Source organism: Mycobacterium sp., from assembly GCF_036490025.1.
GTDB lineage: Bacteria > Actinomycetota > Actinomycetes > Mycobacteriales > Mycobacteriaceae > Mycobacterium.
Genome location: NZ_DASXEP010000128.1, coordinates 1 through 12,380 on the forward strand (window position 1 = coordinate 1; position 12,380 = coordinate 12,380).

General features: G+C 66.1%; 17 protein-coding genes and 1 pseudogene. 13 read left to right on the top strand and 5 right to left on the bottom strand.

Annotated features, from left to right (window positions below; translation table 11 throughout):
* The 12 genes and pseudogenes from VGG53_RS14190 to rplO form a co-directional block, all read left to right on the top strand.
* Positions 1 to 347, top strand: a pseudogene (locus VGG53_RS14190) (hypothetical protein); the annotation flags it as partial.
* Between the two features lie 27 nt (positions 348 to 374).
* Positions 375 to 962 (top strand): DinB family protein, encoded by a 588-nt coding sequence (locus VGG53_RS14195; RefSeq protein WP_331518697.1) that lies wholly within the window; start codon positions 375 to 377, stop codon positions 960 to 962.
* A 191-nt stretch (positions 963 to 1,153) separates the two neighbouring features.
* Positions 1,154 to 1,522 carry a 50S ribosomal protein L14 gene (gene rplN, locus VGG53_RS14200; protein ID WP_331518698.1) on the top strand — a complete coding sequence of 123 codons (369 nt, stop codon included), beginning with the start codon at positions 1,154 to 1,156 and terminating at the stop codon, positions 1,520 to 1,522.
* Positions 1,523 to 1,840: a 50S ribosomal protein L24 gene (rplX, locus tag VGG53_RS14205; RefSeq protein WP_331518699.1), complete on the top strand. Its 318-nt coding sequence runs from the start codon at positions 1,523 to 1,525 to the stop codon at positions 1,838 to 1,840. It abuts the gene before it with no gap.
* A 4-nt stretch (positions 1,841 to 1,844) separates the two neighbouring features.
* Entirely contained in the window at positions 1,845 to 2,417 is a 573-nt protein-coding gene (rplE, locus tag VGG53_RS14210; RefSeq protein WP_331518700.1) for a 50S ribosomal protein L5, read from the top strand.
* A 4-nt stretch (positions 2,418 to 2,421) separates the two neighbouring features.
* Complete coding sequence (locus VGG53_RS14215) at positions 2,422 to 2,607, top strand: type Z 30S ribosomal protein S14 (protein WP_331518701.1); 186 nt, start codon at positions 2,422 to 2,424, stop codon at positions 2,605 to 2,607.
* A gap of 158 nt (positions 2,608 to 2,765) precedes the next feature.
* Complete coding sequence (rpsH, locus tag VGG53_RS14220; RefSeq protein ID WP_331518702.1) at positions 2,766 to 3,164, top strand: 30S ribosomal protein S8; 399 nt, start codon at positions 2,766 to 2,768, stop codon at positions 3,162 to 3,164.
* Positions 3,165 to 3,176: 12 nt separating this feature from the next.
* Positions 3,177 to 3,716 carry a 50S ribosomal protein L6 gene (rplF, locus tag VGG53_RS14225; protein ID WP_331518703.1) on the top strand — a complete coding sequence of 180 codons (540 nt, stop codon included), beginning with the start codon at positions 3,177 to 3,179 and terminating at the stop codon, positions 3,714 to 3,716.
* A gap of 41 nt (positions 3,717 to 3,757) precedes the next feature.
* The gene (gene rplR, locus VGG53_RS14230; RefSeq protein ID WP_331518796.1) at positions 3,758 to 4,126 is read left to right on the top strand and encodes a 50S ribosomal protein L18; all 369 of its coding nucleotides are present in this window, start codon (positions 3,758 to 3,760) and stop codon (positions 4,124 to 4,126) included.
* Positions 4,127 to 4,157: 31 nt separating this feature from the next.
* Entirely contained in the window at positions 4,158 to 4,865 is a 708-nt protein-coding gene (gene rpsE, locus VGG53_RS14235; RefSeq protein WP_331518704.1) for a 30S ribosomal protein S5, read from the top strand.
* A 2-nt stretch (positions 4,866 to 4,867) separates the two neighbouring features.
* The gene (gene rpmD / locus VGG53_RS14240; protein ID WP_331518705.1) at positions 4,868 to 5,095 is read left to right on the top strand and encodes a 50S ribosomal protein L30; all 228 of its coding nucleotides are present in this window, start codon (positions 4,868 to 4,870) and stop codon (positions 5,093 to 5,095) included.
* A complete protein-coding gene (rplO, locus tag VGG53_RS14245; protein WP_331518706.1) occupies positions 5,092 to 5,532 on the top strand; it encodes a 50S ribosomal protein L15 in 441 nt (146 codons plus the stop codon). Before rpmD ends, rplO begins: the two co-directional genes overlap by 4 nt.
* An 11-nt stretch (positions 5,533 to 5,543) precedes the next feature.
* Here the strand turns inward: rplO and VGG53_RS14250 are convergent, their stop codons facing one another.
* Both VGG53_RS14250 and VGG53_RS14255 read right to left on the bottom strand, forming a co-directional pair.
* A complete protein-coding gene (locus tag VGG53_RS14250; protein ID WP_331518707.1) occupies positions 5,544 to 6,776 on the bottom strand; it encodes a serine hydrolase domain-containing protein in 1,233 nt (410 codons plus the stop codon).
* Positions 6,777 to 6,851: 75 nt separating this feature from the next.
* The gene (locus tag VGG53_RS14255) at positions 6,852 to 7,778 is read right to left on the bottom strand and encodes an LLM class flavin-dependent oxidoreductase (RefSeq protein ID WP_331518708.1); all 927 of its coding nucleotides are present in this window, start codon (positions 7,776 to 7,778) and stop codon (positions 6,852 to 6,854) included.
* Positions 7,779 to 7,831: 53 nt separating this feature from the next.
* Here VGG53_RS14255 and sppA point away from each other — a divergent pair, with 53 nt between their 5' ends.
* A complete protein-coding gene (gene sppA, locus VGG53_RS14260; protein ID WP_331518709.1) occupies positions 7,832 to 9,619 on the top strand; it encodes a signal peptide peptidase SppA in 1,788 nt (595 codons plus the stop codon).
* On the opposite strand, the gene VGG53_RS14265 is transcribed toward sppA, so the two are convergent.
* The 3 genes from VGG53_RS14265 to VGG53_RS14275 are packed head-to-tail and all read right to left on the bottom strand — an operon-like array spanning position 9,616 to position 12,375.
* Positions 9,616 to 10,530: a class I SAM-dependent methyltransferase gene (locus tag VGG53_RS14265; protein ID WP_331518710.1), complete on the bottom strand. Its 915-nt coding sequence runs from the start codon at positions 10,528 to 10,530 to the stop codon at positions 9,616 to 9,618. The genes sppA and VGG53_RS14265 overlap by 4 nt on opposite strands.
* On the bottom strand, positions 10,527 to 11,426 hold the full coding sequence (locus VGG53_RS14270; RefSeq protein ID WP_331518711.1) for a class I SAM-dependent methyltransferase: 900 nt from the start codon (positions 11,424 to 11,426) through the stop codon (positions 10,527 to 10,529). The genes VGG53_RS14265 and VGG53_RS14270 overlap by 4 nt, the downstream gene beginning before the upstream one ends.
* 10 nt (positions 11,427 to 11,436) lie before the next feature.
* Complete coding sequence (locus tag VGG53_RS14275) at positions 11,437 to 12,375, bottom strand: class I SAM-dependent methyltransferase (RefSeq protein ID WP_331518712.1); 939 nt, start codon at positions 12,373 to 12,375, stop codon at positions 11,437 to 11,439.
* Positions 12,376 to 12,380 lie beyond the last annotated feature (5 nt).

The window sequence follows — 12,380 nt, forward strand, 5'->3', positions numbered from 1 at the left end:
CCTTCTGGGGCTGGACAGATCGGCAATTGCCCGACGGCACAGTCATTCTGAGCTCGCCCGCGGGAAAGACCTACGTCACCACCCCGGGCAGCGCGCTGCTGTTTCCCAGCCTGTGCCTACCCACCGGCGACCTGCCGGCGATCGAACCCAACCGGCCCACTGACTACTGCGGGGACCGTACCGCCATGATGCCCCGGCGCCGCCGCACCCGAGCCCAAGACCGCGCCCAGCGCATCAGCACCGAACGACGACAAAACCGCAACGCCCGCACCAACCGCCGGGCCAGCCGCCCGAGCTACTTCGGACCAGCCCCACCCGACGCCGACGACGACCCGGCGCCATTCTGATGCTTGGACGTGTCGGAGAATATGCTCGTGGCCGCATCGCGTTCGGACAATCACGCGGACTGTGAGCAGCTTCCGCCGCTGGCCGCCGAAGACCACACCTGCCTCGACTGTGCGCTGGCCTATTCAGAGATATCGATCGAAGACGCCGTGAGCGTCATTGTCGACCTGCCTAGCGCGGTCCGGGAGGCGGTATCTGCCATCGCGGCTGAAGCGCATCGGGTGCGACGAGACCAGCAAGTCTGGTCAGTCGCCGAGTACCTTTGCCATCTTCGCGATGTCTACATCGTCTTCACCGTCCGGCTGCACCGCGTTCGCACCGAGGATCGGCCTGCAATGGAGCCGATGTTCAACGATCTCCGCGCGCGTCGGTTCCGCTACAACGATTGCGACTTGGGGGCCACCTTGAATGAACTCGCTGCGGCTGCAGCGGGTTTTCGTGAGCAAGTCGCCCGGACGGGAGAACGGGACTGGGACCAGGTCGCGACCCGCTTGCCGGGAGAGCAGCGCACAGCGCGTTGGCTAGTCCGTCAGGCGATGCACGAGGGTGTCCACCACCTCGCCGACATCCGCAGAGTCGGCGGCATAAGTGGCCGCCGACCAGGAATTTGGCTCTGAGCAGGTCGTCACCTAGACTCTAGGGGTTGCCGTGGGCAGACCTCGGCTGGCATCTACGAGAATTACCGTCAGCCCCGCGTGCCTTTCGACGACAAAGACCATGCACGGCAGGTCGGGTGGACTATGCACTCCAGCGTCCTCCAGCCGGTCCACGCGTGGGCGGGCTTATGTGAACCAGGTCAGGAGATCGAGTGATTCAGCAGGAATCGCGGCTGAAGGTGGCCGACAACACCGGCGCCAAGGAGATCTTGTGCATCCGAGTGCTCGGTGGCTCGGGTAGGCGTTACGCCGGCATTGGCGACGTCATCGTGGCGACGGTCAAAGACGCCATCCCCGGTGGCAACGTCAAGAAGGGTGAGGTCGTCAAAGCCGTCATCGTTCGCACCGTCAAGGAGCGCCGCCGCGCCGACGGCAGCTACATCAAGTTCGACGAGAACGCGGCCGTGATCATCAAGCCCGACAACGACCCGCGTGGAACCCGCATCTTTGGGCCGGTCGGCCGCGAGCTGCGGGAGAAGCGCTTCATGAAAATCGTCTCGCTGGCCCCGGAGGTGTTGTAGATGAAGGTGCACAAGGGTGACACCGTCCTGGTCATCTCGGGCAAGGACAAGGGCGCCAAAGGCAAAGTGATTCAGGCGTACCCGGCCCGCAACAAAGTGCTCGTCGAGGGCGTCAACCGGATCAAGAAGCACACGGCGATCTCGACCAACCAGCGCGGCGCACAGTCGGGCGGGATCGTCACGCAGGAAGCCGCCATCCACGTCTCCAACGTGATGGTGGTCGACTCCGACGGCAAGCCCGCTCGGGTCGGCTACCGCGTCGACGAGGAGTCCGGCAAGCGGGTTCGCATCTCCAAGCGCAACGGCAAGGACATCTGAGGGCATGACTACGACAGAAAACCCGGCGAAGGTTCAGCCCAGGCTGAAGGCGCGCTACCGCGACGAGATCCGCGACACGCTCAACAAGCAATTCGGCTACGCCAACGTCATGCAGATCCCGAGCGTGGTGAAGGTCGTGGTGAACATGGGCGTCGGCGACGCCGCCCGTGACGCCAAGCTGATCAACGGCGCTGTCCAAGACCTGGCGTTGATCACCGGGCAACGGCCGGAAATCCGCAAGGCGCGCAAGTCGATCGCACAGTTCAAGTTGCGCGAGGGCATGCCGATCGGGGCGCGGGTGACCCTGCGCGGCGACCGGATGTGGGAGTTCCTCGACCGGCTCACCTCGATCGCGTTGCCGCGTATTCGGGACTTCCGCGGGCTGTCGCCCAAGCAGTTCGACGGTTCGGGCAACTACACCTTCGGGCTGAATGAGCAATCGGTGTTCCACGAGATCGACGTGGACAAGATCGACCGGCCCCGCGGCATGGACATCACCGTCGTCACCTCGGCGACGAACGACGACGAAGGACGAGCGCTGTTGCGCGGCCTCGGCTTTCCGTTCAAGGAGAACTGACCAGATGGCGAAGAAGGCACTGATCAACAAAAGTAGGCGTAAGCCCAAGTTCGCGGTGCGCGCCTACACCCGCTGCAACAAGTGCGGCCGCCCGCACGCGGTTTACCGCAAGTTCGGGCTGTGCAGGATCTGCCTGCGCGAGATGGCGCACGCGGGCGAGCTGCCCGGCGTGCAGAAGAGCAGCTGGTAACCCGGCTAACCACGAGACAGTTTTGCAACCACCAGACCAACTCAGAGAACAGGTGCGCAGTAGGCCCGGACCGGGAACCACTGCGAGGAAGGCGACACCGCTGTCATGACCGCGCTAACGACGATGCAGAGCGCAGCGATGAAGAGGAGTAGCGCTCGATGACGATGACGGATCCGATCGCAGACTTTTTGACGCGTCTGCGCAACGCCAATTCGGCGTACCACGATGAGGTGACGCTGCCGCATTCGAAGCTCAAGGCCAACATCGCCGAGATCCTCAAGCGGGAGGGTTACATCACCGACTACCAGACCGAGGATGCGCGCGTCGGTAAGGCGCTGACCGTTCAGCTCAAGTACGGGCCGAGCCGGGAGCGCAGCATCGCCGGCCTGCGCCGGGTGTCCAAGCCGGGATTGCGGGTGTACGCCAAGTCGACCAACCTGCCGCGAGTGCTCGGCGGCTTGGGCGTGGCGATCATCTCGACCTCTTCGGGCCTGCTCACTGACCGTCAGGCAGCCAGACAGGGCGTGGGCGGCGAAGTCCTCGCGTACGTGTGGTGAGAGGGGACTGACATGTCGCGTATTGGTAAGCAGCCCATCCAGATTCCATCCGGGGTCGAGGTGTCCATCGATGGCCAGCAGGTCTCGGTCAAGGGACCCAAGGGCACCCTGGACTTGAAGGTCGCCGAACCGATCACCGTGGCGCGCAACGACGATGGCGCGATCGTAGTCACCCGTCCCGACGACGAGCGGCACAACCGTTCGCTGCACGGGCTGTCGCGAACTCTGGTGTCCAACCTGGTGACGGGTGTGACGCAGGGCTACACCATCAAGATGGAGATCTTCGGCGTCGGCTATCGCGTGCAGGCCAAGGGCAGCAACCTCGAGTTCGCTCTGGGTTACAGCCACCCGGTGCTGATCACGGCGCCCGACGGCGTGACGTTCGCGGTCGAGACCCCCACCAAGTTCTCGATCTCGGGTATCGACAAGCAAAAGGTCGGCCAGATCGCGGCCAACATCCGCCGTCTCCGCAAGAGCGACCCCTATAAGGGCAAGGGCGTTCGCTACGAAGGCGAGCAGATCCGCCGCAAGGTCGGAAAGACAGGTAAGTAGTCATGGCGCAATCACAAGCTGGCAGCACCGCGCAAAAGCCGTTGGGGCAGAGCGCATCCGCCATTCGGCGGAGGCAGCGGCTGCGTCGCCACGCGCGGCTGCGTAAGAAGATCTCGGGCACGGCGGAGCGTCCGCGCCTGGTGGTGCACCGCTCGTCGCGGCACATCCACGTGCAGTTGGTCGACGACCTCACCGGCACAACCTTGGCCGCCGCGTCGTCGATCGAGGCGGATGTGCGCGGCGTGGACGGCGACAAGAAGGCCCACAGCGTGCGGGTTGGTCAGTTGATCGCCGAACGGGCCAAAGCCGCCGGAGTCGACGCGGTGGTGTTCGACCGTGGCGGCTACACCTACGGCGGGCGGATCGCGGCACTGGCCGACGCTGCCCGTGAGGGTGGGTTGAAGTTCTGATGGTAAGCAACGACTTTGGAAGGACCGCATAATGGCGGAGCAACCGGCTGGAACGGCCGGCCAGACGTCCGGGCCCGCGGAAGGTCGTGACCATCGTTCCGATGGCCGCGACTCGCGCGAGGGCCGTGGCCGCCGGGACGGTGGTGGCCGTGGCGGTCGCGACCGCGACGGGGACAAGAGCAACTACCTGGAGCGGGTTGTCACCATCAACCGAGTCTCCAAGGTGGTCAAGGGTGGTCGGCGGTTCAGCTTCACCGCGCTGGTCATCGTCGGCGACGGCAACGGAATGGTCGGGGTCGGCTACGGCAAGGCCAAGGAAGTTCCGGCCGCGATCGCCAAGGGCGTCGAGGAAGCTCGTAAGGGTTTCTTCCGCGTTCCTATGATCGGTGGGACCATCGTCCACCCGGTGCAGGGCGAAGCCGCTGCCGGCGTGGTGTTGCTGCGTCCGGCGAGCCCCGGTACCGGTGTGATCGCCGGTGGTGCGGCTCGTGCGGTGCTGGAATGTGCCGGCGTGCGCGACATTCTGTCCAAATCGCTCGGCAGCGACAACGCGATCAACGTCGTGCATGCGACGGTTGCCGCGCTCAAGCTGCTGCAGCGCCCCGAAGAGGTGGCCGCGCGACGTGGACTGCCGCTGGAGGACGTCGCTCCGGCCGGCATGCTGCGCGCCCGCCGCGAAAGCGCGGCGCTGGCCGCCGCTGGAAACACTGCGAACACCGCTCGTGAAGGAACGGCATAACCATGGCCGCAGGAAAAGCAACACCAGCCTCGCAGCTGAAGATCACCCAGGTGCGCAGCACCATCGGCGCCCGCTGGAAGCAGCGGGAAAGCCTTCGCACACTGGGACTTCGGAAGATCCGTCAGTCCGTGGTCCGCGAAGACAATGCTCAGACCCGCGGGCTGGTCGCCGCCGTGCGACACCTCGTCGAGGTCGAGCCGGTCGACACTGCCAGTGGAGGTAGCAAGTGACCATCAAACTTCATGACCTGCGCCCGGCGCCCGGGTCGAAAACCAAGCGCACCCGCGTCGGTCGCGGTGAGGGCTCCAAGGGCAAGACCGCCGGACGCGGCACCAAGGGCACCAAAGCCCGTAAGAACGTGCCGGTCACCTTCGAGGGTGGTCAGATGCCGATTCACATGCGGCTGCCCAAGCTGAAGGGCTTCCGCAACCGCTTCCGCACCGAATATGAGGTCGTCAACGTCGGCGACATCAATCGGCTGTTCCCCCAGGGCGGTTCGGTCGGCGTCGACGAGCTGGTGGCCAAGGGCGCGGTTCGCAAGAACACGCTCGTCAAGGTCCTCGGCGACGGCAAGCTGGCCGTCAAGGTCGACGTCACAGCCCACAAGTTCAGCGGCAGCGCGCGGGAGAAGATCACCGCTGCGGGCGGCTCAACGACCGAACTCTGAGCCGGGGCCTGCTACTTCTGCGGTCGTGCGCCCAGCACGTCGCGGAACAAGGCTTGACGTAGGGCCAGTTCACGCGGGTCGCTGACCAGGTGAAAACCCAACCGGTTCATCACATAGCCGAAGCCGACTCCGGTGTCGGGGTCGGCGAAGCCAAACGAGCCACCGAAACCCGGTGTGCCGAAGGCTTTGTCGGACGATCCGAACACACACAACGGCACCGGCTTCGACAGCCCCAGCGAATAGGCCACGTCGACGTGCAGTACCCGGTCCCGCAATCCGTGGTCCGGCGCGGTCGGCTCGGCCATCAGCTCGTCGCGCACGCTCGGCGTCAGACGCAGCGCAGCATCCCCAGTCGCAGCAGCGCCGTAGATCTGCGCGATGGCGCGGGCTGTTCCGATCCCGTTGGCCGACGGGATTTCGATGGCCCTCACGTCGTCTCGGTTATAGTCGCCGGCCCAGGGGTTCACGTTGCGAGGAAGTTGGCCGGCGCGGGTGAGCAGCCCGATCGGGTTGAGCGACGTGGCGACGAGCGCGGGCGGCAAGGCATTGAGGTGCAGTAGGGATTCCGCGCGGGACCAGTGGTGCAGATGCGCTATCCGGTCGCGCGGCACCGAATCCGGGAGCCCGATGTGCAGGTCCAACCCCATTGGCCCGGCGATCTCATCGGCGAAGAAGCGGCCCAGTGTACGGCCGGCCGGGTCGGTGCGACGGATGAGCTCGGATTCGTACCAGCCCAGCGAGATCGCGTGGTATCCGTGCCGGGTACCCGGCGGCCACGCCGGTTTCTGGACCGCGAGCATCGCCGACAGCTTTGCCGGGTCGGCGACATCCTGCACGGTCGGAGCCGGTTTCAGCACACACAATCCGGCCTGATGTCCCAGCAGTTGCCGGACCGTCACATCGCCCTTGCCGGCCTGCGCGAACTCCGGCCAATGGTCGACGACTTTGTCGTCGTAGCCAAACAATCCGCGCGACACAGCTACCGCAACAGCAAGGCCCGCAATACCTTTGGTCGTCGAGAACATGTTGACCATGGTGTCGCGCTGCCACGGTGCTTTGGTCACGCCATTGCGGTAGCCGCCCCACAGGTCGACTACCTTGACGCCGTTGTGATACACCGCGACCGCGGCGCCGACGTCGTGACCGGAGATGAAGTTGGCCCGAAATGCGTCGGCGACCTTGCCATAACCCTCGCCGACGTCCCCGTCGATTAGGTCCGGCGACACGGTGACTTTGAGAACCATTGAGTGGTTATACCGCAACCGGCCGGTTAGAAAGGGGCGTTAGACGAACTCGGTTCGACAAGCACGTCAAATGGCTCAGCCTAGCTGCGGAATCACTTCCGCGGCAAGGCGTTCCATCTGCTCGCGATCCTCGGCGACATCGCGGCCGACCGGGTTCAGCAGGATCGTCTCGGCGCCCGCGTCGATGACGTCGCGCAATCCGGCGACGACGTCGTCGACCGTGCCCGACACCGGCACCTCGTCGACACCGGGCATGGCGCCGTAGATGCGGTGCAGCCCGTCGAGCACGCGTTCGCGAGCTTTTGCCCGGTCGTCGTCGACCATCAGATAGACCCGCTTGCCGATCGCAAACGTCGCGGGATCCTTGCCTTGGTCCGCGATTTCGCGACGCACGATGGTCACCGCCTCGGCGAACTTCGCGGTCGTCGACGAACCCGCGCCGAGGAACGCGTCACCGTGTCGCACCGCGCGGGCCAGCGCCTTGGGAGCTTGGCCGCCGAACCAGATCGGGGGATGCGGGCGCTGCACGGGTTTGGGCTGGATCGCCAGCTCGTCGACCTGACGGAACCGCCCGTCGAACGTCACCCGGGGCTCGTCGGACCACGCCGCCTTCATCAGCTCCAGTCCCTCGGTGAAGCTGCTGATGTAGGTCGCCTTGTCCACCCCGAACGCGGCGAACTTGCGGAATCCGCCACCGGGTGCCACGCCGACGTCCAGCCGGCCGTGGCTGAGCCGGTCGACCGCGGTCACCGACGAGGCCAGCTGCAGCGGGTCGTGCAACGACGAGACCAGCACGGCCACCCCCAGCCGCAGTCGTTCGGTGCAGGCGGCGGCCCAGGCCAGCAGCTCCAGCGGTGCCAGCAGCGGGGCCTCGCCGATGATCTGCTCGAGCACCCAGCCGCCCTCGAAGCCGAGTTCCTCGGCCCGGGTCAGGTAGTCGCGCAGGCCGGCCGCATCGAAACCGGACGCATCGAACTGGTGAATCGAGATCGAGAACTTCACCCCACCAACCTACGGCCCGGCCCGGCTGGCGCGCCCCTCGGTAGGCTTGGCAGATGTTTGCTTTCCTGCCTGATCCGCCGGGTATCGACGACGTGCGCGCGCTGGCTCGCCGGGTGGACACCGCCCGCCATCACGGTGTCCCAAACGGCTGTGTGCTCGAACTGGACCTGCGGGTCGCGCCGCCGGAAGCCGGCGGACTGGATCCGCTGGCGATCATCACCGGCGCCGGCCGGCCGTTGGTGCTGCGTGAGGCGGTGTCCGCACTGCACCGGGCCGCTGAGGATCCCCGGGTCGCCGGCCTGATCGCCCGGGTGCAGTTGCCCGCCGCCGCGGCCGGGCCGGTGCAGGAGCTGCGGCAAGCCATCGCGGCGTTCACCGCGGTCAAACCGTCGCTGGCGTGGGCCGAGACATATCCGGGGACGCTGTCGTACTACCTGGCGTCGGCGTTCGGCGAGGTGTGGATGCAGCCGTCGGGCACCGTCGGGCTGATCGGCTTCGCCACCAACGCCCTGTTTTTGCGCGACGCCTTGGACAAGGCCGGTATCGAAGCGCAGTTCGTCGCGCGCGGCGAATACAAGTCGGCGGCAAACCTTTTCACGCAGGACCGCTACACCGATGCGCATCGGGAAGCCGACACCCGGCTGCTGGACAGCCTGCGCGCTCAGGTGTGGCAGGCGATCGCCGAGTCGCGCAGAGTCGGCCTTGACACCCTCGACGGGCTGGCCGACCATGCGCCGCTGCTGCGCGACACCGCCGTCGACTCCGGGTTGATCGATCGGATCGGCTTCCGCGACGAGGCTTATGCGCGGATAGCGGAACTGGTTGGCGCAAAAGGTATTTCACCGGAGACCGGTGACGCCGACGATGACGGCGCTCCGTCCCGGTTGTATGTGAACCGTTACGCCCGGGCCACCGGGCCCGGGGGTCCGCGGCCGTCGATACCCGGGCGTGGACCGAAGGGAACCATCGCGGTGGTCACCGTCGCCGGTCCGATCGTCAGCGGCCGTGGCGGCTCGCGGGTGCCGTTCGGCTCGTCGAACGCCGGCGGTGACACCATCGCGGCGGCTCTGCGAGAGGCAGCCGCTGACGACTCGGTGTCGGCGATCGTGCTGCGGGTCGACTCACCGGGCGGGTCGGTTACCGCGTCGGAAACTATTTGGCGCGAGGTCAACAAGGCCCGCCGGCACGGTAAGCCGGTGGTGGCGTCGATGGGTGCGGTCGCGGCTTCCGGCGGCTACTACGTCTCGATGGGCGCCAACGCGATTGTGGCCAATCCGGGCACCATCACCGGTTCGATCGGCGTGATAACCGGCAAACTTGTCGCCCGTGGCTTGAAAGACCGGCTCGGCGTCGGGTCAGATGCGGTGCGTACCAACGCTAATGCCGACGCCTGGTCGATCAATGCGCCGTTCACATCCGAGCAGCATGCTCAGGTCGAGGCCGAGGCGGACCTTTTCTACACCGACTTCGTACAGCGGGTCGCCGATGGGCGGCACCTCAGCGTCGAGGCGGTCGAGGCGGTGGCCCGGGGCCGGGTGTGGACCGGTGCGGATGCCCTCGAATATGGTCTGGTCGACGAACTCGGCGGGCTGCGCACCGCGGTGCGCCGGGCCAAGGTGCTGGCCGGTTTGGACGAAGACGACAAGGTCCGTTTGATCGGCTATCCGGGCTCGTCGCTGTGGGAGTTCCTGCGACCACGACCATCGTCGCAACCGGCAGCCGCTTCTTTGCCGGATGCCCTGGGGGCGTTGATCACTCAGTCGGTGATCGGGATCATCGAACAGGCCGAGCGATCGCTTACCGGTGCCAGCGTGCTGTGGATGGGGGAGTCCCGCTTCTAACCTCCGAGCGGCCCGCTGACGTAGATGATCTCGCCCAGCGGCTCGTCGTTGTCGGGAGTCGGGATCTGCAGCCCGTTGCTGAAGAACAGCTCCGCCCGCCCGGTACCCACAACGTTCCAGCCTTTGCCGCGCAGGTAATCGATCACGTGGGTGCGCTCGCCGGCGTAGACCAGCGACGGCATGTCGATGTCGAGACCGTGCTCGCGAAGCTGGGCGGTCTGCTCGCGGACTCGTTCGAAGTCGATATCCTTCAAGCCGGGTACGTATTCGGTGGCGATCGCGCTGCCCGGGACGCTCAGCGCGGTGATGTTGTCGAACAACCGATCCTGGGCTTCAGACGGCAGATAGATCAGCAGGCCCTCAGCCAGCCAGGCCGTCGGTGCGCCGGTGTCCAGGCCGGCGGCTCGCAAGGCGGCCGGCCAGTCGGCACGCAAGTCGATCGGGACAGTGCGTCTGTTCGTGGTGGGCTGGGCGCCGAGGTCAGCCAGTGTGCGCGTTTTGAACTCGATCACCTGGGGCTGATCGATCTCGTACACCGTGGTGCCGTCAGGCCAGGGCAACCGGTAGGCACGTGAGTCCAGCCCCGACGCCAGGATCACCACTTGCCGCACGCCGGCTTGCATGGCGGCCAGCAGGTAATCGTCGAAGTACTTGGTGCGCACGCCCATTCCGTTGATGATTGCCTGCGTTCGCTCCGGCGACGAGTTCGGCATCAGCGACAGGTCGAGTTCCCCGTCGATCGTTTTCACAAAGAAATCCAGCCCGACGGCCCGGACCAGTGGGTCGGCGAACGGGTCGTTGATCAGTCCCCGGGGGTCCTTGGTCGCCATCGCGCGACCCGCCGCGACCAACGTCGCGGTGGCGCCCACGCTGGAAGCCAGATCCCAGCTGTCGTCATCGGCTCGTGTCATTTCAGCGTCGCGGCGACGTAGCTCATCTCCCCAAACAGAGACATCTCTTCCTCCGGGAACTGAAAGCCGTTGCGGGCAAAGAGATCTTTGGCGGGATGCGCATCGACCTGCCAGCCGTGGTTGGTGAGGTAGTCGACGACGATACTGCGCTCGCCCACATAGAACAGGTCGGCCGCGTTGAGATCGAATCCGAAGCTGCGCCAGCGTTCGCTGATCTGTTGGATGCGTTCGTCGGTGAAGGCATTGGGGTCGGGGACATGCTCGGTGGCCAGCCGGCTGCCCGGCGCGCTGAGCGCGGTGATGTTGTCGAACAGTCGGTCCTGGGCATCGGCCGGCAGGTACGGCAGCAGTCCTTCGGCGCTCCACGCAGTCGGCTGCTCAACGTCGAAACCCTTGGCGCGCAAAGCGCTCGGCCAATCGTCGCGCAGATCGACGGCGACGGTACGCAGCTCCGTTGTCGGTGCTGCGCCGAGGTCAGCCAGCGTGCTCGTCTTGAATTCGATCACCTGGGGCTGGTCGATCTCGTAGACAACCACCTCGTCCGGCCACCGCAGTCGGTAGGCCCGGGTGTCCAGACCCGACGCCAGGATCACCGCCTGACGCACGCCCGCTGCGGTGGCGCCGGTGAAGAAGTCGTCGAAAAACCGCGTGCGCACGGCCATTTGCTCGGTGCGCGTCTTGCGATTGAGCAGCGGGTCGTCCTCGAGGCTGAGTTCCCCGTCGAGGATGCGGATGAACGGCGCGAGACCCACCGCGCGCACCAGCGGCTCGGCGAAGGGATCGTCGAGCAGCGGCTTGGGGCCACGTGAGGCCAATGCGCGGGTGGTCGCCACCATGGTTGCGGTCGCTCCCACGCTGGAGGCCAGGTCCCAGCTGTCGTCGTGGGTACGTGGCATCGGATGACTCCTATTTCTTGTCGGTCAGCGTGCCGCTGACGTAGAGACGGTCGGCGAACGGCAAGTCGTCCTCGACGATCGGCGGAAGTCCGTTGGCCGCGAACAACTCTCGGATGGTACTGCCGCCCATCTGCCATCCGTGATCGGACAGGTAGACCGCGGCCTCGTTGCGGTCGCCGAAGTAGACCAGCTCGGTCATGTCGAGATCCAGCCCGTGCTTTCGCCAGCGCTGCGAGACGGTCCGCATGCGTTCCTTGACCCGCTGCTCGTGCCCGGGTTCGCGGGTGGGTCCGCTCTCCGTGGCGATGCGGCTGTCCGGCGCGCTGAGCGCGGTGATGGCGTCCAGCAAGCGATCCTGCGCGTCGGGCGGCAGGTAGCCCAGCAGACCCTCGGCGCTCCACGCGCTGGGTTGATCGGGGTCGAACCCGGCCGCGTGCAGGGCGGCCGGCCAGTCGTCGCGCAGATCGATGGCGACCGCGCGCCGGAAGGCGGTGGGCTGGGCGCCCAGCTCGGCCAGCGTGCGGGACTTGAATTCGATGACGTCAGGCTGGTCGATTTCGTACACCGTGGTGCCGTCGGGCCAGGCCAACCGGTAGGCGCGGGCATCCAGCCCGGACGCCAGGATCACCGCCTGCTTGATGCCCGCCTTGGTCGCGTCGAGGAAGAACTCGTCGAAGAATTTGGTGCGGACCGCCATGTTGTCGGTCATCCGCTGGACGCCCGCCGGAGCGCCGTCGCTGTCGTCCTCGAGATCGGCGGGGTCCAGTTCGCCGGTGGCCAGCTTGGTAAACAGATCTAGTCCCACGGCACGAACCAGCGGTTCGGCATACGGGTCGTTGATCAGTGGGCGGTCGACTCTGCTGGCCATGGCGCGGGCTGCGGCGACCATCGTTGCGGTGGCGCCGACGCTCGATGCGAGGTTCCAGGTGTCGTCATCGGTGCGTGGCATTGCTA